This window comes from Sulfurospirillum sp. 1612, from assembly GCF_036556685.1.
Taxonomy (GTDB): domain Bacteria; phylum Campylobacterota; class Campylobacteria; order Campylobacterales; family Sulfurospirillaceae; genus JAADIZ01.
The window spans coordinates 776,685-799,608 of sequence record NZ_CP140614.1 but is presented as its reverse complement, the minus strand read 5'-3'; the positions used below and the strand labels follow the sequence as shown (position 1 = coordinate 799,608).

Here is a 22,924-nt window from a genome sequence, read left to right as displayed (position 1 = left end):
TTCAGTACATTTTTACTACAATGCAGAAACTTAAAACTTAATTAAAGGATAATAATGAAGAAGTCATTTAAACTAACGGGCATAGTTGTCGCATTACTGCTTTTAAGTAGTCATGCTTTTGCTTTTGAAAAAACCGTAAGGTGGAAACTTGCAATGAGTTGGCCCTCTACACTGAGTCCTCTTGCAGATGCCTCTTTCAAGGTTGCGAAACTTGTCAAAGAGATGAGTGGCGGAAAATTCATTATTAAAGTCGAAGGTTCAGAAAAAACCAAATCTCCACTGGGTGTCTTTGATATGGTTCGTGGCGGCGCCTTTCAAATGGGTTCAACGGCTTCGTATTATTATCTTGGTAAAGATATCAACGCTATGTGGTTTACCACTGTGCCATGGGGTATGACAAAAGATGAACAATATGCATGGTTTTACTATGGCAATGGTATGAAATTGATGCAAGAAGTTTATGGCAAATACGGCATGCTTTCTTTTCCTTGCGGAAATACTGGCGTTCAAATGGGCGGATGGTTTAGAAAAGAGATTAAAACTGTCGATGATTTAAAAGGTCTCAAGATGCGAATTCCTGGATTTGCAGGAAAAGTTATGGCCAAACTCGGTGTTAGTGTTGTCAATATTCCAGGAGGCGAATTGTACACCTCTTTGGATAGAGGAACCATCGATGCATTGGAATGGGTAGGACCGGGTATGGATGTTAGAATGGGCTTTTATAAAGTAGCACCTTATTACTATACCGGTTGGCATGAACCAGCATCTGAAATGAATTATGTTGTGAATAAAAAAGCTTTTGAAAAATTGCCTAAAAAATATCAAGTGATGTTAGTCACAGCAATGCAAGCAGCAACAGCTGATGTTACTACTGCGATGTTTAATGATAATGCCAATGGTTGGGCAAAAATGAAAAAAGAAAATCCAAACATCAAAGTTAAAACATTCCCAGTGCCAGTTCTAAAGGCCATGAAAAAAGCAACCGATGAACTTTTAAGCAGCTATGCCGCTAAAAATCCTATGTTTAAGAAAATCTGGGATGACCAAAAAGCTTTTATGAAAAAAGCAAGAGAATGGTCAATGATGTCAGAATACCACTACTTAAAAGCTTCACAAGAAGTGAAATAAAACAATTTCGGTCGGCAGAAGTCGACCGAAAAACTCAAAAAAAGACAATTAAAAAATGCTAATAAAAATAGAAAAAAAATTCAATAAATTTATGGACTTTATAGGAAATATTTTAATCGTCATGTTATTGCTCATGATTTTAAATGTTTTTTATGATGTTGTCATGAGATATGCCTTTCACGATAGTTCCATTGCAATGCAAGAGTTAGAATGGCATTTTTTCTCGATTATTATTCTCTTTGGTACCTCCTATTCTCTCAAAGAAAATGCTCATGTACGCGTTGACTTTTTATATGATAAATTTAGTACCAAAACCCAAGCGATCATCAATATTGTGGGCACCATATTTTTCCTCCTTCCTTTTACCTTGCTCATCATCTATGGTTCTTATACCTTTTTTATGGATTCCTATAGTATCGGTGAGACATCAGGCGACCCAGGAGGGCTTAAATATCTTTGGGCAATCAAAGCAATGATACCTATCTCGTTTATTTTACTCTTTATTGAGGGAATTGTCTATATTATCCAAAATATCAATATTTACAGAGAGTTAGAAAAACCCAAAAAAGTTGATCCGCAAGGAGCATTGTCTTGATTGGTCTTGCCATGTTTTTTACAGCTTTATTGCTGTTGGTTGTAGGCTATCCTGTTGCCTTTACTTTTGGTGCGGTTTCGATGTTTTTTGGAGCACTTTCTGCTTATTTTCAAGTCATACCAGATGGGGGCACGATGGTAGATTTTATGGATGAATTTTTACAAATGTTTTCCATGATGCCTTTTCGAATTTTTTCTATCATGACCAATAAGATTTTGATTGCAGTGCCTTTATTTATCTTCATGGGTATCGTCTTGCAAAAGTCTGAGCTAGCATCAAGATTATTAGAGTCTATGGGCGTTTTATTTGGACGCGTACGGGGAGGTCTTGCTGTCAGTACGGTACTCATAGGCGCTCTGCTTGCTGCCTCCACGGGAGTCGTTGGAGCGAGCGTTGTGGCGATGGGAATCATCTCATTGCCGGTCATGTTAAAATATGGCTATTCCAAACAACTCAGTACCGGTACCATCTGCGCAGCAGGAACGTTAGGACAAATTATTCCACCTTCAATCGTTTTGATTGTCTTAGGAGATGTGTTTCAGTTACCTGTGGGTGACCTCTTTAGATTGGCATTTTTCCCAGGTATTACATTGGTAGGGTTGTATGTCAGCTATATCTTAATTGTTTCGTATTTCAAAAAAGATATCGCACCGGCTATTGAGTATGATGAAAACTTCTCTAAAGCACAAAATGTCAAAAAAGCATTGATTGCCATTATCCCGCCACTTATTTTGATTATTATGGTATTAGGCTCTATCTTTGCAGGTATTGCCACTCCGACAGAATCCGCTGCTGTGGGCTCTATTGGCGCTATTTTATTGGCATGGAGTTATAAACAACTCAGCATTGATATGATTCGACAAGCATCCGTTGCTACGATGAAGATTACCGCTATGGTGTTTGCCATCTTAATCGGAGCTACCGCTTTTTCTATGGTATTTGTTTACAGTGGCGCTGATGATATTACGGCTAACTTCATGATGAATTTACCAGGAGATAAATGGGGATTTTTAATTCTCTCTATGTTAGCTATTATGTTTTTGGGATTTTTCATCGATTTTATCGAAATCTCCTACATCGTACTTCCAATTTTGATCCCTATTGCCCATCAGATTGGATTGGACCCAACATGGTTTGCTATTTTAATAGCATTAAACCTTCAAACATCTTTTTTAACACCGCCGTTTGGTTTTTCCCTCTTTTATCTCAAAGGGGTTACACCTCCGAGTGTCTTAACGACAGATATCTATAAAGGTGTGCTTCCTTTTATTCTTTTACAGATATTGCTACTTATCTCAGTTGTTTTATTCCCACATTTTTACGGATTTAACTCATGAAAAAAATCGCAATTATCGGCAAGCCAAATGTTGGCAAAAGTTCTCTATTTAATAGAATCGCAAAACAAAGAATCGCTATCACATCAGATTTCAGTGGTACCACAAGAGACATCAAAGAACACACAGTAGAAATTTTAGATAAACCCTGCAAAATCCTTGATACTGGGGGATTAGACAGCTCTAATGAACTCTTTGAAAATGTCAGACTCAAATCCATAGAAGCGAGTCAAAAAGCAGATATGATTATCATGATGGTAGATGGCAAGATGTTACCTAGTGATGAAGATAAAAAGATTTTTTATGCCTTGCAAGCGCAACAAAAACCCATCGCTTTGGTCATCAATAAAATCGACAATGACAAAGAACTCGAACGCGCTTGGGAATTTGATGAATTTGGTGCGGAGAATGTCTTTCCTATTTCAGTATCGCACAATCGTGGTGTTACCAATCTTTTTACCTGGATTGCCTCCTTTTTACCAGAAGTAGAAGCACCCATTGATGTGATTGAAGATGACGATGCTTTTGATCTGGATGACTTTGAAGAAGAGGCACTTCAAGATGAAGAAGAAACTCCTGAAACCAATGAAATCAATGTTGCCATCATCGGACGAGTAAATGTGGGCAAAAGTTCACTTCTCAATGCCTTAGTAGGAGAGGAACGAGCTGTAGTGAGTTCTGTCGAAGGCACGACAATTGATCCGGTTGATGATAGCATCGAGTATGAAGATAAAATCATCAATTTCGTCGATACTGCCGGTGTCCGTAAAAGAAGTAGAATCGAAGGCATTGAAAAATTTGCGCTTCTAAGAACCAATGAAATGTTAGAAAAAGCCGATATTGCCCTACTCGTTTTGGATGCTAGTGAACCGTTTAAAGAGTTGGATGAACGTATTGCGAACCTTGCAGATAAAAATCATTTGGGCGTTATTATCGTTTTGAACAAATGGGACAAGGCCTTAGAAGATTACAAAGAGACCGTAGATGAAATCAGAGACCGATTCAAATTTCTCTCATGGGCTCCGGTTATCACGGTATCTGCACTATCAAAAAAACGTGTATTTAAAATCAAAGATTTGATTTTGAGCGTGTATGCTAATTATTCGCGCCGTATCTCAACATCAAAAATCAATGAACTGTTAAAAGTGGCTACCGTCAGACATCAACTGCCAGCAGACAAGACAAAACGTGTCAAAATCTACTTCGCAACCCAATATGATGTCAAACCACCCAAAATCGTATTGGTGATGAATCGTCCCAAAGCATTGCATTTTAGCTACAAAAGATATCTTTTGAATAAACTCCGCGAAGCCTTTGATTTAGAAGGGACGCCCGTATTGCTTTATCCTCGAAATCGAGGTGAAAAAGATGAGGCTATCATAGGTGAAGAGCATGGCCAATAATCTGATTTTAATTGGCTTCATGGGTGTAGGCAAAGGCACGATTGCTAGAGAACTCGCACGTCAAAGTGGTCTCTTTGCTATTGATACTGATGATTTGATAGAGAGTTTGGAAAATAAAAAAATCAAAGAAATCTTCAAAGATGAGGGAGAGGATTACTTCAGAGCACTTGAGAAGAAAACAGCAAAGTGGTTAGAAAAATCTGTCAAAAAAAGTATCATCTCTACAGGCGGCGGATTTTACAAGGTCTCTAACCTCAACAAAATTGGTACCATCATCTATCTTGAATCCCGTTTTGAAAAAATTATTGAAAGAATCCAACACCATCCTCAAGCTGAAAAGAAATTTGCAAAAAGACCCTTACTACAAGATTTAGAACAGGCTAAAAAACTCTTTTTACTTCGTGTCAAAGCATATGAAGCTTGCGCAAATCTCACGATTACAGTAGAAGATAAAACACCGCAACAAATAGCAAAAGATATATTAAAATTGATTTAGATATAATCTCTATAAAATAATAAATTTTAGAGGTTATAATGAGAGTATTAACAGGTATTCAGCCATCCGGTGCACTACATATAGGAAACTATTTTGGTGCTATAAAACAAATGATAGATTTACAAGATACAAGTGATTTATTTATCTTTATCCCCAACTATCATGCGCTCACATCACTCAAAGATCCACAAGCTTTAAAAACCAATACCATCGATGCAGCGATTAATTTCTTAGCCTTAGGTGTGGATCCACAAAAATCGACATTTTATGTGCAATCTGATGTCAAAGAAGTATTAGAACTCTATTGGATTCTCTCTGGTTACACACCCATGGGGCTTTTAGAGCGTGCCCACAGCTACAAAGATAAAGTAGCCAAAGGCATTCCTGCCAATCATTCACTCTTTTCCTATCCGGTCTTAATGGCCGCTGATATTTTACTGTATGATGCCGATATTGTGCCTGTGGGCAAAGATCAAATTCAACATGTTGAGATTGCCAGAGATATTGCTGTGAAATTCAATAATGAATTTGGCGATATTTTAACATTACCAGAATTTAGAATTGATGATAAAGTAGCTACGGTTCCAGGATTAGATGGGGCGAAGATGAGCAAAAGTTATGGCAATACTATAGAAATCTTTTGTGATGAAAAACAGCTCAAAAAAACTGTCGGAAAGATTGTGACTGACTCCACGCCGATGGAAGAGCCTAAAGATTTTACAACCTGCAATGTTTATGCATTGTGTCGTCTCTTTTTGGATGAGCAAGGAGAACAAGCATTGCAAGCACGCTATCAAAAAGGTGGTGAGGGTTATGGGCATTTTAAAATGTATCTCAAAGAGTTGATTTGGGATTATTTTGCTGAGGCTCGTGAAAAAAGAGCTTACTACCTCGAACACAAAGATGAAGTACGAGATATTTTGCACTATGGAGCGCAAAAAGCCAGAGTCATCGCACAAGAAAAAATAGAAAAAATTCAAGATATAGTTGGGATTATAAGGTAAATAAGATGTTAGATATAAAAATGATACAAAATGATTTTGAGACGGTTTGTGAAAAACTTAGAAAAAAAAGAGTCGATGAATCACTCATAGAAGATTTAAGGGTAAAATCACTAGAGTTAAAAGCTCAAAAAGCAGCGCTAGAGCCTCTCCAAGCAGACCAAAATGCCAAGAGTAAACTGCTCGGCGTTTATGCAAGAGAGAAGCGTGATGTCAGTGAGCTTAGAGCCACGCTCACCGAAAATAAAGAGAAGATAAATGTATTAAATAAAAATGTCAAAGCCCTAGAGGAAGCGCTCGGTGCTTTGGCTAAAACCATCCCAAATTTACCCGATGATGGGGTGCCAGAGGGATTAGATGAAGATGACAACGTCGAAATCAAGAAAGTCCTCACGCCTCCCGTGTTTGATTTCACACCAAAAGAGCATTGGGACTTGGATTCAAAACAAGAGTGGATTGACTTTGAGCGAGGGGTTAAACTCTCTAAAAGTAGATTTTCCGTTTTGAAAAATCAAGCAGCAAAGCTCGAGCGTGCCTTGATTAATTATATGTTAGATTTCAATACATCACGAGGTTTTACAGAAGTAGGTGTGCCTTATATCGTAAATCGTACGACACTTGAAGGTACCGGTCAATTACCAAAATTTGAAGATGACCTCTTCAAAATAGAGGGAGAAGACCTCTTTTTGATTCCCACAGCAGAAGTGCCACTTACTAATCTCTTCCAAGATGAAATTCTAAGCGCAGAAGAACTTCCTATCAAAATGACCTCTTATACCGCGTGTTTTAGAAAAGAAGCCGGTAGTGCCGGACGAGACACCCGAGGGATGATACGTCAACATCAATTTGATAAAGTAGAACTGGTGTGCATCAGTAAACCCGAAGAGAGTGATGCCATCTTTGATGAGATGGTCTCTTGCGCTAGTGATTTATTGACCTCATTGGGTCTCGCACACCGTCATCTCATGTTGTGTGGTGGCGATCTTGGCTTTAGTGCTGCAAAAACCGTGGATTTGGAAGTTTGGTTTCCCGGACAAAATAGATACAGAGAAATCAGCTCCATTTCAAATACAAGAGATTTTCAAGCCAGACGTGCAAAAATCCGATATAAAGAAGGGAAGAAAAATATTTTAGTACACACACTCAATGGGTCTTCTTTAGCGGTTGGACGTACTTTAATCGCTATTATGGAAAATTATCAAAATGCAGACGGTACTATCACCATACCGGATGTGTTACAAAAATATATGTAAAGGTATCACAATATGGCAGAAGAAGAGATCGTCATCCTTGAAGCCGACGATGGAATATCGGAGTTAGAATCACAGGATGAAGAACGCCAAGATGAAACCATCGAAGCCTCGGACAATCAGGATAAGAAGAAGAGAAAAATACTCCTTATCATCATTGCCATTATCACACTTCTTTTGCTATTACTTGTGGCAACTTTTCTCATTTTTAACCAGTCACAAACGAAAAAAGTTGCCAATATCGACACCCATAAAATCGCACAAAAACTCATAAAAAAAGAGAATTCGAGTCAATTTTCACCCTCTCGGATAGAAAGCATGATACAAAAAGCGAACATTCTGTATGAAACCGGTGAAAAGCATAAAGCACTCAAAATCTATGAGAAAATTTCAAACTTCAATGAAGCCCTATCATTTTATAACATGGGCGTCGTCAAAATGAAAGAAAAAAATTACAAAGAGGCCATACAAGCCTTCAAAAAGGCCATCCAAAATCGTGAGCAAAAGTGCATTAGTGCCATCAATGCCGCCATCAGCGCCCTACATCTTGGAGATCAAAAACTTTTTACTTATTATCTTGATCTTGCTAGTGCTTATTTGCCTGAAGATGCGAACGCCCCGATATACTCTTATGAGATGAGTTTGATTAATTATTACCGTAATTTTTATTATGAGGCACTCTCCACGCTCAAACATCCTAATAGTAAATTTTATCACTATGAGCAAAAATATCTCACATCAAAAATCTTTGCATATTTCCATCATGATAAAGATGCCATCGATGCTCTTTTAAGTAGTAATTCACCCCACAACAACCTTCCTTTGGGACTGTTATATGCACGTAATGGAGAGTACAAAATCGCTCAACGCTACTTAAAAAAAGCACAACAACACACTAATGATCCTATCCGAGTTCAAATGGCACGCGCATTGGTTGAGAATAAGTTGGGCGAATTAAAAACAGCCGCAGACTTGATGAATGACTCATTGAAACTCAACAAAAACAAGACATTAAGCACCTATGCAATTCATGTCACATTAAGAGAGTCACTCTTTGATGTCAATTTGGCACAAAAAGATTTTGAAAAGCAACTTTTTGCCAATCAAGAAAGCACGTATGCTTTAATTTTTTATTTTGCTCCCTACAAAATTTTTAATGCCTCTCAGGGCATTGAGTACACGCGAAAAGGGAGTATGAATATTTACCTTGACAAACTCAGTTCAGCGCAAACGTATCTCAAAGCCAGTTCTACATTGTCCCGGATTAATCTGAGCATATCCAAAGGCATAAAAGAGGCATTATCTAACCATATTTTCAAAGCCAATCAAACCTTTAAATCCTTAATCAAATCGTATCCCGAACATGCTATTTTGCATTATGATTTGGCTCTAACTTATGCACAAATAGGAAATTATACCTTAGCATATCGACATTTTTCCACAAGCTACCACCTTGATAATACCAATTATCTTGCTGGAATCTTTGCAATTTATTGTTCTAATCTAATCAAAAAAAATGCTACAAAATTGACAGATGATGTCAAATCTAGCATCGCCTTGGATCATACTCTAAAGGATGTCAATCGATACATGTCGCTCATCAGTTTAAGCCAAAATAACAAATTTGCAATGTCAAGATGGCTGGAAGAGAGTAAAAAAACAGATCCACTCAATCTTATATTCGATATTATCATCGCACACAAAGTCTCCAATGCTAATTTATTTCGACAAAACGTTCAAGCATTGCAAGCACTCTTGCCTAAAGATTTGATGAGTAATATCATCTTTTTTCATATGAAAAACAGTCACAAACCTATCAAAGAGTATGCAAAAGCTTTCCAAATTCGATTTAAAAACAATCATTTAAATCTCAATAGTTTTTATTATGGTCCGAGTATTGCACGCGAACAATTCACCAAACTACTACAAATTTCAGGACTTTTATTTTATGAGCGTGATGCACTAAAAGCAAAAATTCCACTTGAAACGTATGACAGGCAAGCCCTCATCTACACCTTAGCATACCTTGATATCTTTACCCACAACTTTGAGGAATCTTATGTTTTATACAACAAACTCATTGATGATTATAATCAAAAAGATTCAAAAACAATCTTCCTCGCAGCAGTCGCCGCAATCGGTGCGGGACATACGGCCAATGCGATTGCACTTTTGGAACTTTCAAAGCTTATCGACCCTGAAAATTTTGAAAGTCGCTATGCGTTGGGATTGCTCTATCAAGAAGTCAATAACTTTGCAGGAGCCTCCATACAATATATTAAAATCGGAGACTCTGGATTCACATCAAAATATTTTAGTTTTAAAATCAAAAATAACTAACATGTCAGCAACACTTTTGTTCCCAAGTTATTTTTTCACAGATTGTGATATAATGAGATTATATTGAAGGAAATGTTATGAATTACGTTGTCATTTTGATATATTTTACATGTTTCAACCTGGTGCTTTTAGCACAACCAATTACGCCAATACCACGAAATAACACCATCGATAATGCACAAAAAATACGCTTAGGAAAACAACTTTTTTTTGACCAAAGTCTATCAAAAAATAATCAAATTTCTTGTGCTAGTTGTCATCGACATCAATATGCCACAGCAGACAATCGCAGAAATTCTCCCTACTCAGACAATAAGACCAACCCAATCAACACGCCGACACTTTACAATTCAAAGTACAATTTTACACAATTTTATGATGGACGCGCATCGACACTTGAAGAGGCCATCACCCTCATGATAGAACAGAATGATACCATGCAAAGTAATATCTCAGATTTGGCTAAAAAGCTCAATCATACCGCCTACAAAAAACGCTTTGAAGCCATCTATCATGATCGCGTCAAACCCAAATATATCAGCAATGCCATCGCCGCATACATCAAAACACTCAACACCCCCAATGCCCCTTTTGATAAATATTTGCGTGGTGATGATACGGCTTTGAGTGCTTCTCAAAAAAGAGGATATTTTCTGTTTCAATCCAAAGGCTGTATTATTTGTCATAATGGGGTGAATTTAGGGGGCAATTTATTTGCTAAATTTGGTGAAATAAAACCACTTTTAAGTGATTATCTTGGCCGATACAACATCACAAAAGACCCTCATGATAAATATTTTTACAAAGTACCCACGCTTAGAAATATATCAAAAACAGCGCCTTATATGCACGATGGGCGGTTTTATAGTTTAAGAGACGTGGTGCAATTTATGCTCCAATACCAACTTGATGCATACGGAAATCGTCAAGATATCGATGATATCGTAGATTTTTTACATGCTCTTGATGGGGAAGTGCCTCATGATGTCCAATAATATATCTTTAAAATTCAAAAATCTGAGGCATTATGCAGATCAAATTATCTTAATCATTCTCGCACTCATCGGTCTCTCTTTATATATTTTTTATGAAATTAATGCGATTGATAAAAAAGAGAAGAGCTATATAAGTATTAGCAATTCCATCCACAGTTTGGAGCTCATCAATAAAGATTTTGACAACTTTTTTCTGAATCGTAAAATTGTTATTAATTATGACAAAATAGAAACAAAAATTTCTGATTTTACACACAATCTCCAATTCTTGAAAAATGCCCTCAAGAAAAGAGGATACGATCCCTATCTTGAGAAAATCAAAACAGACTTTTCCACCAAAAAGGAAATCATCGAAAAATACAAATCTTATAGTGCTTTTAGTTTATATACCCTGCTTTATATCATCAATAATACACGAGATATAAAAGCGCGCACCAAAGGTACGCTTAGTGAAATCAAACAGATTCATACACACATTGATGCATCCTTGTATAGTTTAATCGAAACGTATTTAAATCTAGATATCAATAAAAACCAGATTGATCAAAGCCTTGCGATGTTAAAAGATAGAGACATACCCCATCCAAATGCGATTCAATTATTGGAACAAATGAAAACAACATTGGAAAAAATTACCTATGTCGATGGATTGAGAAAAAAAGCAGCTTTGATTCCGCTAGAGAATGACATTACGACGCTAAATACAAAATTTAATCAAGAGCATAATAGGCTTGTGTATCATCAAAATAGGATTTTATATATTATTTTTACACTCTCTGTTTTTCTTATTTTATTGCTATTTTTTACCTATATTAGAACGCTACAAATTAAAAAAGAATTGCTCGCTTTTAAATATGCCGTTGAAAATAGTGATGATTCTATCGTCATCACAGACAAAGACCGCCTCATCACTTATGTTAATGATGCCTCTGTCAAGACATCTGGATACCGTTACGACGAGGTGATTGGAAAAAATCCAAATATATTACGCTCCGAACAACTCTCTCAAGATTTTTATGATGAAATCAATCGGGTATTAGCCAGCGGTAGAAAATGGTCAGGAGAATTTATCAATAAGAAAAAAAATGGTGAAATATATTACGAAAAATCCTCCATTACGCCAATGATGACCAATAACAAACTAACCGGATACTTAGCTATCAAACTCGATGTTACTGATTATGTGCACCAAAAAGAGAAAATGGAATACTTAGCCTATCATGATAGTCTCACCGCCTTGCCTAATCGTTTGTGCCTTAAAAATATGTTATTTAATATGAAAAATGACCTCAATCACAACATTCTATCGCTACTTTTTATCGATATTGATGGATTTAAGACGATTAATGATGCGATTGGTCATGAAACGGGTGATGAGATTTTGAAGAAAATCGCCCACATGTTATGCGCCTATACCAAAAAAGACAATAGTGTCTTTCGTATCGGAGGAGATGAGTTTGCAATTTTATCTTTGGATAAAGACGATGAGAGTATTCGCATCGCTCATGATATTTTGAATCTCTTTAAAGATTTGATTATTATCGACAACTTCAAATCGCGCATCAGTATTAGCATCGGAATTGCCACGTGTGTCGATGGGCGCAAAGATACCGCTACTTTAATCAAACAAGCAGATATTGCACTCAACCAAGTCAAAGAACATGGGAAAAATTCTTATATGGTCTTCAACAAAGAACTTTCAGATAGAATACAACAAAAATGGCAAATTGAACAAGCCCTAGCAACCGCACTGAAAAATCACGAATTTTATGTCGTGTATCAACCAAAATACAACCTCAAAAGCAAAAAACTCATCTCACTTGAGGCGTTGATTCGGTGGAATCATCCAAAATTAGGACAAATCCCTCCGGATTATTTTATACCCATTGCAGAAGATTTGAGTCTCATCCATGAAATTGGAAACTTTGTGTTTCGCAAAGCATGTGAAGACTTTACTATTATCAAGCAACAGTACCCCTATTTAGAAAATATATCCGTCAACGTATCGGCCTCACAACTGGTCAATAAAACTCTTTTGCGGGATTTTCAATCTATCATGGACGCATGCCATGTGAAGGCAACCGACATCGGTATCGAAGTAACAGAGACGCACATTATGTATGATATTGATGAAAATATCACCTCGTTACAACAAATGAGAGAGGAAGGATTCCAAATTGTCCTCGATGATTTTGGTACGGGATACGCCTCGATGGCTTATCTCAAAAATTTGCCGATTGAAGTATTGAAAATAGATAAAACTTTTGTTGATAATATTTCTATTGATGCCAGTGACATTAATATCGTCAAAGCGACCATTGCGATTTCTAGAAGTTTGGGATATAAAACAGTCGCGGAGGGAATTGAGACTAAAGCACAAGAAGATATATTGAGAAATCTCGGAGTGGATGAGGGACAAGGTTATTTCTACTCAGAGCCAAAGACACGAGAAGCATTAATCGCATTGATTAAAACAATTTCGTGATCTTGCACAGGACATGCAAGATCACAAAAAATTAAATCCCTTTAGTAAGAGATCTCAAATCTTCTTTCATAGAAATATAACTATTTAAGGCACCAATATAAGCTTTCGCCGTTGCTTGCATCGTATCAACGCTTAATCCATGACCTAAGATGGCAGGTTTTCCTTCCTCAAATACGACCTTCACAATCACTCTGGCAAGCGCATCCTTGCCTTGCGTAACAGAATCAACTTTATACTCTTTCAAGCGTCCCTCAGCTCCACAAACGCGGTCAATGACTTTAAATATGGCATCCATCGTACCATTACCAATCGCAGCATCGGTAATCTCTTTGCCATCATGTCGAATCGTCACAGCAGCACTAGGTACACCTCCTGGGTTACAATCAGAAAGTTGCAAGGTAACCAATTCAAATACTTCAGAGATTTTAATAATCTCAGCCGATACCAATGCTCGAATATCATCATCAAAAATCTCTTTTTTTGAATCTGCTAATACTTTAAATTTATCAAAAGCGATATTGACCTCTTCATCGCTTAAACTATAGCCTAAACTGCACAATTTATCTTTAAAGGCGTGACGTCCTGAGTGTTTACCCATGACAAGTGAATTGTTATCCAAACCGATATCTTTGGCATTCATAATTTCATACGTTTGTGCATATTTCAAGACGCCATCTTGATGGATACCACTCTCATGAGCAAAAGCATTTTTACCGACAATTGCCTTATTTGGTTGTGGCTCAATACCCGTAATCGTTGACACCAACTTACTTGATGGATAAATCTCTTTAATATTGATATTGGTATGATAATCAGAAAAAACATCTTTTCTTGTTTTTAATGTCATCACAATCTCTTCCAAAGCCGCATTTCCGGCACGCTCACCAAGTCCATTGATAGTACACTCAATCTGTCTTGCACCATTTTCGATGGATTCAATAGAGTTAGCCACCGCCAAACCCAAATCATTATGACAATGCACCGAAAGAATGGCACGCTCTTTTACACTCTCTTGTAATGTTTTGATGATAGCGCCCATCTCTTGAGGCAATCGATATCCAACGGTATCTGGGATATTTAATGTCGTCGCTCCGGCTTCAATCACAGCATCTAATATCTCTTTCAAAAAGCCAATATCACTCCGTCCGGCATCTTCACAGCTAAATTCGACATCATCACAGAATGTTTTGGCATAACGCACAGAATCCACTGCTCTTTTGATGACCTCTTGGGGTGTCATTTTTAATTTGTATTCCATATGAATTGGACTGGTTGCGATAAAGGTATGAATCCTTTGCTTGTTCGCATTTGCAATGGCATGAGCGGCTGCTTTTATATCACCATCTAAGGCTCTTGCTAATGAGCAAACAGTCGAATTTTTCACTTGTTCACTGATTCTTTTAATCGCACCAAAATCGCCAGGACTCGCTGCTGCAAAACCTGCTTCGATGACATCAACACCCAATTTTTCTAATTGCAATGCAATTTGAATCTTCTCTTCTGTATTCATAGAAGCACCGGGGCTTTGTTCACCATCTCGTAATGTTGTATCAAATATTATTATATCTTTCATTTTAATTTTCCTTAATTTTTTTGTTGGTTATGGGTTGTAAAGTAAAGTAATAATTAGAGGCTGAGGAGGTTTTGCAGGAGGGCGTTTTTGATTTCTATCTTTGGTAAAAATTTTAATGATTTTGTAATTCCGATGTCTACACCGTTCACTCTGTCTCCTTTAAATTAAATTTGTCATTCATTATACTAATTTTTTCTATATTTTGCAATTGTAAAATTATAAATCGCTCGTACCACCCCATAAAAGAGATAAGCGGTAACAATAATCGTAATACTTTCGACTGGATAAATATAAACCAACGAAAACACCATCACAAGATAGACCAGCACTTTGATAAAATTGGGTTTTCTCAGATTGATTTTCTTAAAGCTTGGATATCGAAAATTACTCACCATCAACAGGGCAAGCATCGCAATGCCCACCAAAATAGCGATATTGTAATCCTTGAAAAAAACATATTTTTCATGCACTAAAATCCACATAGTCAGCACAACAGCCGCAGTTGGAATCGGAACACCGATAAAGACCGAAGGCTCATTGATTCCTATCATGACATTAAATCGCGCCAGACGAATTGCGCCAAAGACTACAAACATCGCGGTCAGTAAAGAGCCAACTTTACCATAATGAATCCCGATGCTATAATAAAACAACATCGCAGGTGCGACACCAAAAGCCACAATATCGGCTAGCGAGTCAAACTCAGCACCAAATTTACTTGAGGTATTGGTAAGACGGGCAACACGCCCATCAAGTCCATCAAATATCAAAGAGAGTAAAATATAAAGAGCGGCTTTATCAAAATCACCCTTAGCAGAAGCCAGCACACTAATAACTCCGACGAAAATACTCGCCGCAGTAAAAAGATTGGGAAATATATATATTAGTTGTATTTTATTTTGATTATTATTGGTGCTCTCAGTCTCACTCATGTGATGCAACCTTGGATGAAAAATAACCCAAAACACTCTCACCTGCTTTCACTTTATCTCCTAAATTTACTTTTATTCTCACACTCAATGGCAATAATAATTCCACCTTGCCATCAATCAAAACGCCTAATCGTTCAGCGAATTTTAATCGTCCAATAGTTTTAAACAAGTCAATTTTTCTAGCAAAAAAGCCACTATTGACAATCATGATAATCATCCCAAAACTTGAAGTAAAAGACAAAATGGCCCGTTCATTTAGTTTTTTTGAAATATGATGATCCACATCAACAAACAATCCATGTATCATTCGTGTTTTGTTAAAAGAGACCGATGCGGGTGACCTCAAGATGGACGCATCCAAGATGTTTTTACGAATCTCCACTTTTAAAAATTCTGTCTTATCTTTGAGAACGACTTTGGATATATTGGTAATCTTTCCATCAATCGGAGCCAAAACCGACATCTTGTCATCTTCGGCTGGAATGCGTTCAAAATTTCTAAATACAAAAGCAGATAAGAGAAATAAAAATAAAAATAACCAACTCCAACACTCAAAAAAATAAGAGAACAGGAACAATACGAAAAAAAATCCAACATACGACCACCCCTCTTTTGCGATCAGTTGTGTGGTCGTATGAGATCTAAGCATCGTTTTGGTCTTCTTTGTCATCAATACTGCTAGTTTCAGTCCTTGCATGCATTTTGGTTGGCATATTGTTCTCCTTCTCAAAAGTCGAGATAATCGATCGCAACATGTCACCATCAATCGTTTCATCTTCTTTGAGTTTATCAACGATACGTTCAATACACTCACGATACTCTTCTAATCGACCTTTGACAATTTCATAACGTTCATTCAACATGGTTTTAATATGTTGATCTAAATTTTCAGCCATTTTTTCACTGTATTCTTTGGTGCTGCCACCCATCAAGAAAGTATTTCTCTGTTTCTCTAGGACCATTAAGCCAGCTACATCACTCATACCGTAGATACCGACCATGGACTTGACGATGTCTGTCGCGCGTTCTAAGTCATTGCCCGCCCCTGTTGAGATTTCACCCAAGAATACCTCTTCTGCGGCACGACCTCCCAATAGGACGTCAATTTCTGCAACAAGTTCATGTTTTTGCATTAAAAATTTATTTTCTTCTGGCGTGTTAAGCGTATAACCAAGTGCTGCCAATCCTCTTGGAATAATAGAGACTTTAGAGACGCTTTTCGCCCCTTTTGTTGTCTCAGCGATGAGGGCATGACCACTCTCATGATAAGAGACAATTTTCTTCTCTTCAGGATTAATGCGTCTGCTCTTTTTCTCTAACCCTGCAATGGCTCGCTCGACCGCTTCAATCATATCTTTTTGTTCTACAAATTCTTTACTTTTTCTACCGGCCAAAAGTGCCGCTTCATTGATAATATTGGCAAGATCTGCACCCGCTAGTCCCGCTGTCATTCTTGCAATTTCTTCAATCTTAATATCTTTTGATAATTTGATATCCGTAACATGGACTTTTAAAATATCAACCCGTCCTTTAAAATCTGGCTTGTCAACCAAAACTTGTCGGTCAAATCGTCCCGGTCGCAACAGTGCCGCATCTAAAACTTCAGGTCTATTGGTCGCGGCTAAAACAATAACAGGAGATTTATCAGAGCTAAAACCATCCATCTCTGCTAGAAGTTGGTTGAGGGTTTGTTCACGCTCATCATTACCGCCCATCTGTCCATTGGCCGCCCTACTCTTACCAATGGCATCAATTTCATCGATGAAGACAATCGCAGGAGCCTCTTTTTTTGCATTTTCAAACAAATCTCGCACACGACTCGCTCCCACACCGACAAACATTTCAATAAAGCTTGAACCTGAAACAGAGAAAAACGGTACATCCGCTTCCCCCGCTACGGCTTTGGCAAGAAGTGTTTTACCAGTACCTGGAGGGCCTACTAAAAGGACCCCTTTGGGTATCTTTGCACCCAGATTGATATAACGACTTGGATGCTTCAAGAAATCAACAATCTCTTTCACCTCTTCTTTGGCTTCTTCGACACCGGCCACATCGCTAAACGTGACTTTTGGTTTTTCTGAATTGACTAGCTTTTTACTGCTCCCCATCCCTAAGATGCCGCCACCCATATTTTTTTGCATGCGGTTTGCCAAAAGCATCCAAATACCAAAAAATATAAAAATAGGCAATACCCAAGAGAAGAGAATTTCAGAAAAGACATTGCTTTCGTTAAATCCACCGTATGGGATCTTCTTCGCTTCTAGTTGAGAGATGAGATTGTTGTCTCCTTCAACTTTTTTCACGATAAAAACATCTTTGACGGGACCATTTTGCATGTATGCTCGAATCACGGTCTGACCGATGGCTACATAGGAGAGTTTCCCCTCTTTTACCATCTCTTTAAATTGATAATAATTGATATTTTTGGTCACTGCATTGGCAGTTGATCCCACTGAATTATTAATCATTCCATCATTTGGAGTTATAAAATTTTTGAAAATGACGATTACTATAATCGAAAAAATTGCAAAAACCAACAAAGGGTTTTGATTAAAAAAATTGTTCCCTTTTTTGTTTTGATTGTTATTATTGTTATTATTATTTTGTGCCATCTATTACCTTTTTAAAACTAGTGTGTACCATTCGTTTCTTTTATATTTTTCGACAAGCTCCATTTGCTGAAACTTCGTGTGTACTTTATCTACATATTTATCTAATATTCCTGAGAGTATCAATACTCCACCTGGTTTTACGTGTTTTATCAAATCTTGGCTCAACATCACCAATACATCTGCGATGATATTTGCGACAACAACATCATAAGTATTGTGGCTAAAATTCACCGAACCCACCCAAGCCTCATGATAATTGACATGGTTGAGTTTGAAATTCTCTTGCGCACTCTCTATCGCTTGTTCATCGGTATCACACAAATCAACAACAGCACCCAATTTCGCCGCAACAATCGATAAAATACCGCTGCCACAACCGACATCTAGAAGTGTATCATCTTTTTGTAAATAATTTTGCAATTGTAAGATACAGCCATAAGTGCTCTCATGATGTCCTGAGCCAAAAGCAAGTGCGGGATTGATGATGATATTTTGTTTTTCATCATCCGGTGCTTCCCAATCTGGTCGAATATAAAAGTTACCGACGCTAATTGGCTTGATAGATTCTTGATATTTTTTGATCCAATCTTCGTTTTTTTTCACTTTAATATCTGTTTTGATTTGAATCTCATGTTGCGTTGCAAGCGACATCTTCGTCGCAAATTCGTTTAAGGCAAAACGCAGCATTTCCATATCATCATTGCTTCTTACGATGATATCTCCATCTTTTTCTTCAATGGCTTCATAACCCAATGTAAAAATAAAATCTATAAAATCAGCATAATTTGAATCAACACGCAGATAGAGTTCATGATAGGTTTGTTCCATATGTTAGCCTAAAACGTCCTCTAATTTTTCTTTTAAAACCTGTGGAGTAAAAGGTTTTACGATGTAATTGTTCACCCCTGCTTTCAGTGCAGTAATCACTTCAGATTTGCCCCCTTCAGTCGTCACCATGATAATCGGCAATTCTTGATATTTAGCATCTGCTCGTACCTTTCGGACAAGTTCTAAGCCATTCATCTCAGGCATATTCCAATCTGTAATCAACATATCAATATCACTATTTTTCTCCATGACCTGCCATGCATCCACTCCATGCTCTGCTTCTAATACATCAGTATATCCCAATCGGGCCAATGTATTTTTGATAATACGTCGCATCGTTGAGCTGTCATCTACCACTAACAATTTCACTCGAATCCTTTGTGATTTTTACTTTAAGTTTATAAACTTTATATAAATAATTCATATTATTCTAACCTAATTTACTTTGAAGTTACTTTAAAAGCTTCTCTTAGGTCAATCGTCCCCTCATAGAAGGCTTTTCCGATAATGGCGCCTGAGACTTTGTTGGTCTCTTGTAATGCAATAATATCCGATAAATCTTTGACCCCACCACTAGCAATAGTATCTACTCCTGAGGCTTGGGCAATTTGCAATGTAAAATCAACATTGACCCCACTCAATGTGCCATCTTTGCCAACATCGGTACAGATGATGGCTTCTACTCCCGCATCGGCAAATTCTCGCGCCAAATCCGTCGCTCTCATGGTTGATTTCTCAGCCCATCCCTCAACAGCGACAAAACCATCAATCGCGTCAATGCCTACGACAATACGGTATTTTTTTGTCATAGCTTTGACAAAATCGGGGTCTTTGAGGGCAATCGAGCCTAAAATAATACGGTCAATCCCCAAATCAATATAGCGCTTAATCGTTGCTTCATCACGAATACCCCCACCCAACTCCAAAGAGAGATTGCAATGTCGTCGTATCTTTTCGATTTGTTCGAGATTTTTAGGTTCTCCCGCAAACGCACCGTTTAAATCGACAAGATGAAGCCATTTTGACCCCATATCTTCAAAACTTTTTGCTAATACCCAAGGTTCATTTGAGTAAATCTTCGCACTATGCATCAAGCCTTTTGTCAGCCTCACCGCTCTCCCGTCTTTCAAATCAATAGCCGGTAAAATATCCATCTATAACTCCACAAAATTTTTCAATATTTTCAGTCCATTATCATGAGACTTTTCAGGATGGGGCTGAAAGCCAAACACATTCTCTTTTTGAACGACGCTGGCAAATTCATATCCATATTTTGTCTTCCCAATCGTCACCGCATCATCACATACGACATGAAAACTATGCACAAAATAGAGATAGACCTCTTTTTGAAGTCCCTTTAAAAGAGGGGAATCTTGTTGGATAAAAATTTCATTCCATCCCATATGCGGCACTTTGAGCTTGGAAGAAAATCGTGTTTTATCAAAGGCTACGACTTCGCCTTCAATCAGACCAAGCCCTTGCGTCGTGCCAAATTCACAACTACTTTCAAACAAAAGTTGCATCCCCAGACAGATTCCAAGGAGTGGTTTGCCACTCTGGGCAAATGCTTGAACAGCCTCTTTCATCCCTGTGCTCTCTAAGCTTGCCATCGCATCACCAAAGGCTCCAACACCGGGCAAAATAATCTTATCATATGCTTGCAATTTGGTGTGATCTTGCACAATATCAACTTTTGAGCCAATCTTCTCAAAGGCATTATAAACGCTTCTGAGATTTCCCATATTATAATCAACAACAGCTATCATTTGAGTATCTCCTTGGCTGTTTGGATGAGGGCATTCATCTGCGTCTCATACTCTTTTGCTTTTTGCGCATCGGTGGATTCAAATCGTGTCACCAATACCGGAGTGGTATTGCTCGCACGCACCAATCCCCATCCTGCATCAAAAATCACCCGCACACCATCGACATCGATGATATCTTTGATCCGCGGAAATCCCTTCGGCGGATTTTTCAGTAGCGTTTTTATCTGCTCGATGAGGGCAAATTTCTCTGATTCTGTAGTCTGTACTTTAATCTCTTCGGTGGAATATACTCTTGGCAACGCCTCGATGCGTTGATTGACATTGAGACCGTTTTTGATTAGCTCAATCATCCGAAGTGTCGCATAAATCGCATCATCATAACCAAAATAACGATCATTAAAGAAAAGATGCCCACTCACCTCAGCGGCAAAATCTGCTTGAAGTGTGGCAATTTTTACTTTGAGATTACTGTGTCCGGTTTTGTATATGATGGCTTTGCCATAGGCATTGATTGTATCATACATCACTTGGGAACACTTCACTTCACCAATCACGGTAGGGTTTTGCATCGCTTCAGAGTACAAAATCGCCATAATATCACCTTTGACATTGTGCTTTTTGGTCAAAAATGCCAAGCGATCGGCATCTCCATCATAAGCAAAACCATACTGAAAATCACCGGCTAACTCTTTTTTGATATCTATCAAATTCTCTTCAATCGTTGGGTCAGGATGGTGATTTGGAAATGCACCATCAGGATTGGCATAGAGCGCTTTGTAATGAAAGCCCAAGCGATCAAAAATATCTAAAATGACCACTCCCGCCACGCCATTGCCACAATCTAGTACCACAGGAGTATCAAAGCCTTTGAGATGGGCAAATTCACGTACCATAAAATCAATATAAAGCGTTTTGGCATCGATTTTTTTGCACGCGGTGTTATCTTCGATTTTTACATCAATATTTTTAATGACTTGATCCCCAAGAGCATAAATATCTGCCCCAAAAAACGGCTTTTTATCGATTGTGATTTTAAAACCATTATACTCACTTGGATTGTGTGAGCCGGTGATCATGATACTCGCATTTGGCGTGAGGCCATCAAACTCTTGATAATTGCTAAAATAATTCACCGGTGTTGCGACAAGCCCCATGCATAGGACTTGGCAGCCTGCTTGATTTAAACCACTAGTTAAATACTCACACAAAATCGGTGAATGACTACGTGCATCATAGCCAATCGCGACAACACCACCAAGTGGCTTGAATTTTAATCCTAAAAAATAACCGATAAGTTTGGTCGTTTGTTCGTTGAGTTCCTTCTCAAAAATCCCCCGTATGTCATACTCTCTAAAGATACTATTCACCCTCTAGTTCCCTTTGTATTGATGCGTTAAAAACCTCGGTATAAGATTTATCGGCATTTAATTTTGTGCCCATTATAGCTAAGCTTCTTTTAAAATCCTCTATTGTCACATTACCTTTTAGCAATTCATATTTTAAAAAGAGCCAATAGGTATTTAAAACATCGCTCTCGCAATACTCTTGGATTTTTTCAAGTTCATCAGCATAATAGAGCTCCATCACTTGATCGCCTTTGACATCATATTTGCCAGGAGCTCCTATCATCGTACACAAGACATCGAGTTTTAGACCTCGTGCGGCGCCAAATTCTGAGATATGATCCATCAAATCAATATGAAATCTGTTGGAAAAGCGGTAGCGATAATTATCCCATTTGTTTTTATTTAGCATGTTATTGTCAACTTCAAAATAAGCCGGACAGGAGAGAGAATATTTCATCGCACGTATCATCAAAAGTGGCATATCAAAACTTCTGCCATTAAAGCTAATGAGTTTTGGATTCTGTCGGTCAATAAAAACTAGAAAGTTTTTAATCATCTCTTTTTCATTCGCACCTTCGATGGAGCTTACCTTTTTAAAAGTCCCATAATCATCAGCAATCACAGCACTAATCGTGATGATTTTATGATAAGGCAAGGGCAAGAAACTACTGCCGCTTTTGGCTTCTTGCTCATCCATGGCACTGAGGGAAACATCAATATCTTCGCCTTCTAAATGCAACGTATCACGAATCAAATCAGCATCGGGAATTGTTTCAATATCAAAAACGCATATCATTTAGTACCTCTTTATCTTTATTTTTGTACAATTATATCTTATTA

20 protein-coding genes are annotated in these 22,924 nt (G+C 37.8%); 10 read left to right on the top strand and 10 right to left on the bottom strand.

Translation table 11 applies throughout. From position 1 onward, the window contains the following. The first annotated feature begins 54 nt into the window (after positions 1 to 54). The 10 genes from SFB89_RS04005 to SFB89_RS03960 all read left to right on the top strand — a co-directional run bounded on the left by SFB89_RS04005 (position 55) and on the right by SFB89_RS03960 (position 13,027). Positions 55 to 1,128 (top strand): TRAP transporter substrate-binding protein, encoded by a 1,074-nt coding sequence (locus tag SFB89_RS04005; protein WP_331775657.1) that lies wholly within the window; start codon positions 55 to 57, stop codon positions 1,126 to 1,128. Positions 1,129 to 1,183: 55 nt separating this feature from the next. Continuing rightward, complete coding sequence (locus tag SFB89_RS04000) at positions 1,184 to 1,723, top strand: TRAP transporter small permease subunit (protein WP_331775656.1); 540 nt, start codon at positions 1,184 to 1,186, stop codon at positions 1,721 to 1,723. Then, positions 1,720 to 3,060, top strand: coding sequence for a TRAP transporter large permease (locus SFB89_RS03995; RefSeq protein ID WP_331775655.1), 1,341 nt, complete (start codon positions 1,720 to 1,722; stop codon positions 3,058 to 3,060). Before SFB89_RS04000 ends, SFB89_RS03995 begins: the two co-directional genes overlap by 4 nt. Further along, on the top strand, positions 3,057 to 4,460 hold the full coding sequence (gene der, locus SFB89_RS03990; protein ID WP_331775654.1) for a ribosome biogenesis GTPase Der: 1,404 nt from the start codon (positions 3,057 to 3,059) through the stop codon (positions 4,458 to 4,460). The genes SFB89_RS03995 and der overlap by 4 nt, the downstream gene beginning before the upstream one ends. Beyond that, entirely contained in the window at positions 4,450 to 4,956 is a 507-nt protein-coding gene (locus tag SFB89_RS03985) for a shikimate kinase (protein WP_331775653.1), read from the top strand. The genes der and SFB89_RS03985 overlap by 11 nt, the downstream gene beginning before the upstream one ends. Positions 4,957 to 4,994: 38 nt before the next feature. Next, positions 4,995 to 5,960 carry a tryptophan--tRNA ligase gene (trpS, locus tag SFB89_RS03980; protein ID WP_331775652.1) on the top strand — a complete coding sequence of 322 codons (966 nt, stop codon included), beginning with the start codon at positions 4,995 to 4,997 and terminating at the stop codon, positions 5,958 to 5,960. A gap of 5 nt (positions 5,961 to 5,965) precedes the next feature. Further along, positions 5,966 to 7,210, top strand: a complete 1,245-nt coding sequence (gene serS / locus SFB89_RS03975) for a serine--tRNA ligase (RefSeq protein ID WP_331775651.1) — start codon at positions 5,966 to 5,968, stop codon at positions 7,208 to 7,210. Between the two features lie 12 nt (positions 7,211 to 7,222). Beyond that, positions 7,223 to 9,547 carry a tetratricopeptide repeat protein gene (locus SFB89_RS03970; RefSeq protein ID WP_331775650.1) on the top strand — a complete coding sequence of 775 codons (2,325 nt, stop codon included), beginning with the start codon at positions 7,223 to 7,225 and terminating at the stop codon, positions 9,545 to 9,547. Positions 9,548 to 9,624: 77 nt separating this feature from the next. Continuing rightward, positions 9,625 to 10,542 (top strand): cytochrome-c peroxidase, encoded by a 918-nt coding sequence (locus tag SFB89_RS03965; RefSeq protein WP_331775649.1) that lies wholly within the window; start codon positions 9,625 to 9,627, stop codon positions 10,540 to 10,542. Beyond that, positions 10,529 to 13,027, top strand: a complete 2,499-nt coding sequence (locus SFB89_RS03960) for an EAL domain-containing protein (RefSeq protein WP_331775648.1) — start codon at positions 10,529 to 10,531, stop codon at positions 13,025 to 13,027. The genes SFB89_RS03965 and SFB89_RS03960 overlap by 14 nt, the downstream gene beginning before the upstream one ends. 31 nt (positions 13,028 to 13,058) lie before the next feature. On the opposite strand, the gene SFB89_RS03955 is transcribed toward SFB89_RS03960, so the two are convergent. The 10 genes from SFB89_RS03955 to SFB89_RS03910 all read right to left on the bottom strand — a co-directional run bounded on the left by SFB89_RS03955 (position 13,059) and on the right by SFB89_RS03910 (position 22,880). Next, a complete protein-coding gene (locus SFB89_RS03955; protein ID WP_331775647.1) occupies positions 13,059 to 14,600 on the bottom strand; it encodes a 2-isopropylmalate synthase in 1,542 nt (513 codons plus the stop codon). 185 nt (positions 14,601 to 14,785) lie between these two features. Continuing rightward, entirely contained in the window at positions 14,786 to 15,532 is a 747-nt protein-coding gene (gene pssA / locus SFB89_RS03950; RefSeq protein WP_331775646.1) for a CDP-diacylglycerol--serine O-phosphatidyltransferase, read from the bottom strand. Beyond that, on the bottom strand, positions 15,525 to 16,202 hold the full coding sequence (locus tag SFB89_RS03945; protein WP_331775645.1) for a phosphatidylserine decarboxylase: 678 nt from the start codon (positions 16,200 to 16,202) through the stop codon (positions 15,525 to 15,527). Before SFB89_RS03945 ends, pssA begins: the two co-directional genes overlap by 8 nt. Continuing rightward, positions 16,174 to 18,144: an ATP-dependent zinc metalloprotease FtsH gene (gene ftsH / locus SFB89_RS03940; RefSeq protein ID WP_331775644.1), complete on the bottom strand. Its 1,971-nt coding sequence runs from the start codon at positions 18,142 to 18,144 to the stop codon at positions 16,174 to 16,176. Before ftsH ends, SFB89_RS03945 begins: the two co-directional genes overlap by 29 nt. 3 nt (positions 18,145 to 18,147) lie before the next feature. Further along, positions 18,148 to 18,972 (bottom strand): 50S ribosomal protein L11 methyltransferase, encoded by an 825-nt coding sequence (locus SFB89_RS03935; RefSeq protein WP_331775643.1) that lies wholly within the window; start codon positions 18,970 to 18,972, stop codon positions 18,148 to 18,150. A gap of 3 nt (positions 18,973 to 18,975) precedes the next feature. Further along, entirely contained in the window at positions 18,976 to 19,341 is a 366-nt protein-coding gene (locus SFB89_RS03930) for a chemotaxis response regulator CheY (protein ID WP_331775642.1), read from the bottom strand. Positions 19,342 to 19,412: 71 nt separating this feature from the next. Further along, complete coding sequence (gene hisA / locus SFB89_RS03925; RefSeq protein WP_331775641.1) at positions 19,413 to 20,126, bottom strand: 1-(5-phosphoribosyl)-5-[(5-phosphoribosylamino)methylideneamino]imidazole-4-carboxamide isomerase; 714 nt, start codon at positions 20,124 to 20,126, stop codon at positions 19,413 to 19,415. Beyond that, a complete protein-coding gene (gene hisH, locus SFB89_RS03920; protein WP_331775640.1) occupies positions 20,127 to 20,738 on the bottom strand; it encodes an imidazole glycerol phosphate synthase subunit HisH in 612 nt (203 codons plus the stop codon). Next, positions 20,735 to 22,105 (bottom strand): phosphomannomutase/phosphoglucomutase, encoded by a 1,371-nt coding sequence (locus SFB89_RS03915; protein ID WP_331775639.1) that lies wholly within the window; start codon positions 22,103 to 22,105, stop codon positions 20,735 to 20,737. Before SFB89_RS03915 ends, hisH begins: the two co-directional genes overlap by 4 nt. Further along, the gene (locus SFB89_RS03910; protein WP_331775638.1) at positions 22,098 to 22,880 is read right to left on the bottom strand and encodes a 3'-5' exonuclease; all 783 of its coding nucleotides are present in this window, start codon (positions 22,878 to 22,880) and stop codon (positions 22,098 to 22,100) included. Before SFB89_RS03910 ends, SFB89_RS03915 begins: the two co-directional genes overlap by 8 nt. Positions 22,881 to 22,924 lie beyond the last annotated feature (44 nt).

Coding starts and splice junctions, on each gene's coding strand:
- SFB89_RS03935 (WP_331775643.1), bottom strand. CDS start 18,972: ATGGAACAAACCTATCATGAACTCTATCTGCGTGTTGATTCAAATTAT.
- der (WP_331775654.1), top strand. CDS start 3,057: ATGAAAAAAATCGCAATTATCGGCAAGCCAAATGTTGGCAAAAGTTCT.
- hisA (WP_331775641.1), bottom strand. CDS start 20,126: ATGGATATTTTACCGGCTATTGATTTGAAAGACGGGAGAGCGGTGAGG.
- SFB89_RS04000 (WP_331775656.1), top strand. CDS start 1,184: ATGCTAATAAAAATAGAAAAAAAATTCAATAAATTTATGGACTTTATA.
- SFB89_RS03965 (WP_331775649.1), top strand. CDS start 9,625: ATGAATTACGTTGTCATTTTGATATATTTTACATGTTTCAACCTGGTG.
- SFB89_RS03955 (WP_331775647.1), bottom strand. CDS start 14,600: ATGAAAGATATAATAATATTTGATACAACATTACGAGATGGTGAACAA.
- SFB89_RS03960 (WP_331775648.1), top strand. CDS start 10,529: ATGATGTCCAATAATATATCTTTAAAATTCAAAAATCTGAGGCATTAT.
- SFB89_RS03910 (WP_331775638.1), bottom strand. CDS start 22,880: ATGATATGCGTTTTTGATATTGAAACAATTCCCGATGCTGATTTGATT.
- serS (WP_331775651.1), top strand. CDS start 5,966: ATGTTAGATATAAAAATGATACAAAATGATTTTGAGACGGTTTGTGAA.
- trpS (WP_331775652.1), top strand. CDS start 4,995: ATGAGAGTATTAACAGGTATTCAGCCATCCGGTGCACTACATATAGGA.
- SFB89_RS03945 (WP_331775645.1), bottom strand. CDS start 16,202: ATGACAAAGAAGACCAAAACGATGCTTAGATCTCATACGACCACACAA.
- SFB89_RS03985 (WP_331775653.1), top strand. CDS start 4,450: ATGGCCAATAATCTGATTTTAATTGGCTTCATGGGTGTAGGCAAAGGC.
- SFB89_RS03970 (WP_331775650.1), top strand. CDS start 7,223: ATGGCAGAAGAAGAGATCGTCATCCTTGAAGCCGACGATGGAATATCG.
- SFB89_RS04005 (WP_331775657.1), top strand. CDS start 55: ATGAAGAAGTCATTTAAACTAACGGGCATAGTTGTCGCATTACTGCTT.
- pssA (WP_331775646.1), bottom strand. CDS start 15,532: ATGAGTGAGACTGAGAGCACCAATAATAATCAAAATAAAATACAACTA.
- ftsH (WP_331775644.1), bottom strand. CDS start 18,144: ATGGCACAAAATAATAATAACAATAATAACAATCAAAACAAAAAAGGG.
- hisH (WP_331775640.1), bottom strand. CDS start 20,738: ATGATAGCTGTTGTTGATTATAATATGGGAAATCTCAGAAGCGTTTAT.